Source organism: Mesotoga infera (genome assembly GCA_011045915.1).
Taxonomy (GTDB): Bacteria; Thermotogota; Thermotogae; order Petrotogales; family Kosmotogaceae; genus Mesotoga; species Mesotoga infera_D.
The window spans coordinates 1-2,637 of sequence record DSBT01000414.1 but is presented as its reverse complement, the minus strand read 5'-3'; the positions used below and the strand labels follow the sequence as shown (position 1 = coordinate 2,637).

The 2,637-nt window shown below is 47.1% G+C and carries 2 protein-coding genes; both read left to right on the top strand.

Annotation, left to right across the window (positions count from 1 at the left end):
• A partial coding sequence (locus ENN47_13675) for an iron ABC transporter substrate-binding protein (protein ID HDP79196.1) occupies window positions 1–330 on the top strand: 330 nt, incomplete at its 5' end.
• Window positions 331–403: 73 nt separating this feature from the next.
• Window positions 404–2,617: an iron ABC transporter permease gene (locus ENN47_13670; protein ID HDP79195.1), complete on the top strand. Its 2,214-nt coding sequence runs from the start codon at window positions 404–406 to the stop codon at window positions 2,615–2,617.
• Window positions 2,618–2,637 lie beyond the last annotated feature (20 nt).

Here is a 2,637-nt window from a genome sequence, read left to right as displayed (position 1 = left end):
ATGGTTAAGCTGAAGGCCGAAGGTGCCGATATTACTATTACCGTTCCCGAAGAAGGTACGGGCTTCGAGATCGCGTCTATGTCTCTGATAAAGAATGGACCTGACCCAGTCAATGCGAAGAAGTTGTATGACTGGATACTGACCGAAGAGGCACAGGCAATCATTGCAGGCTGGTACGTAATACCTGTTTCGAGAATTGCTCCGAAGCATCCGCTCTCTTTCAGTATGGAAGAAATCAAGACAGTTCACCAGGATTATGTCTGGGATGCTGAGAATAAGGAGAGACTACTCGACCGCTGGACAGATGAAATCGGAGGCGGTGCAAACTAGATAGTTAACTGGAGCAGGGGCTAGTCTCCTGCTCCTCTTCATTTAGCTTCATCAATCAGGTTACTCTTGGGGTGTGATCGGATTGTATTCCTGGAGAAAACTCTTATCGTTTGCGTTTATAAGTATTGCTGTTTTTGTGGCACTTTTCTGGATTTTTGACACACTCAAAGGCTCCTTCTTCAAGGTTGTAAAGGAGAATCAAAGGCAACTGGTCACAGTGCTTTCCGAGTCGGCACCTAGAGACTCCGAGCAGGCCGAAAACTGGATAGTCACAGTGAACAAGGAATTCAGCGAGGCTGAGATTATCTATGTTCACGGTGTTCCGGGTTGGGATGAGCTTCAGGTTCTCACTCCTGACAACGAGCTGAAGTCCTTTTACGAAGCTAATTCCGGTTCACAAGATTTTGATAAGGCTTTTGAGAGTGTTTATTACCTTGAAAACTACTACTCTTCTCTTGAGTACTCATTCAGGGGTAAGAGTGTTACACTGGTGTTTGCACCGCTGATAGACGAGACTCGTTACGACATGACGGGCTTTCTGCTATTTCTGATGTCTGCAGAGGCTGGAGAGAATTACGCAGATCTACTAAACTTATTTATGATGGCCGCATTTGCTGTCTTCGTTATCATTTATTTCATCTCGAGATTCTTCAGAGACCCCATAATGGGATATATTATTCTCGGCCTTTTCTTGATGGTTGGAGTATTCGTAGCCTATCCTCTGTTTGAGGCTATCAGACTGACCTTTTTGGCAGACGGCGAATTCTCGATGCGTACTTGGGTCACAATTCTCTCTTCCAGACAGTACCTTAGCGCGCTGTGGGGGAGCGTAAGACTTGGCATCCTCACGGCTACATTCTCCACGATTATCGGGTTCATCTTCGCTTTTGTCATAAACAGAACGGCCATAAGAGGAAAGAAGTTTTTGGGCACTATGGGACTTCTGCCCGTAATATCGCCTCCATTCTCCTTGTCGCTGTCTTTGATTCTTCTCTTCGGGAGTAATGGGCTTATTACAAAACAGATACTTGGACTAAGGGACTTCACAATTTACGGTCTCGGTGGTCTCACGGCAGTTCAGACTATAGGAATGTTTCCGATCGCCTTCCTCACTCTTTCGGGAGTTCTACAGGCAATTGACTCTACACTCGAGGAGGCTTCTCTCGACCTTAACGGTAGCAGGTGGAAAACCTTCTCGAAGGTCACATTCCCTTTGGCTATTCCCGGTGTTCTCAGTTCCTGGCTGCTCGTTTTCACCAACTCCCTCGCTGACTTTGCAAACCCACTGCTTCTGGCGGGATCTTACAGGGTTCTCTCGGTAGAGGCATATATTGAGGTCACCGGAAGAAACAGGCTGGGCCATGGCGCGGCTCTTTCCATACTGCTACTTATGCCTACACTAACGGCTTTTCTCGTACAGAGATTCTGGGTCAGCAGGAAGTCGTACGTGACGGTTACCGGGAAACCTTCTTCAAGACTCAGTGATCTGGTCTCTAAACCAGTGAAGTTCGCTCTCATGGCATTTATAGTAGTATTCATAGCCTTCATACTCGGTCTTTATGGCACAATAGTTGCAGGTTGCTTCGTTGCCAACTGGGGAATCGATTATTCATTTACACTTAAGAACATAACGGAAGCTCTACAGAGAGGACGGACAGCGATAGTCGATACATTTACCCTGTCTGCAATCGCCACGCCATTTGCCGGGCTGATAGCGATGATGGCAGCGCTGGTAATCGTCAGGAAGAAGTTTGCCGGAAAACGGGTTCTTGAGGGGCTGATTCTCGCACCCTTCGCCATACCGGGTACATTGATCGGTATCTCTTATGTTCTAGCCTTCAATAAACCTCCTTTGATACTCGTTGGAACGGGCGCCATTATCGTAATCAACTACATTATCAGAGAACTGCCCGTAGGAGTTGAAGGAGGCGTGGCCACTCTCAGACAGATCGATCCGGCTATCGAAGAGGCGGCGCAGGATCTGGGGGCAGATTCAACCACTGTCTTCCGGACAATTGTCTTGCCGCTGATACGACCGGCTTTCATCTCAGGAATGTCGTACACCTTCGTTAGGTCTATGACAGCCGTAAGTGCAATAATATTCTTGATTTCTGCCAAGTGGTATCACATGACGGTTTTGATATACAACTTCTCCGAGTCGATAAGGTTCGGTCTGGCCAGCGTTCTCTCCACAGTGTTGATAATCATCGTCTTTGGTGCATTCGGACTGATGAGACTGCTTGTGAGAAAGAACGAATATATGGAAAAGAACGTAAACCTTAACTGATAAAGGTTTGTGAGGTGGTT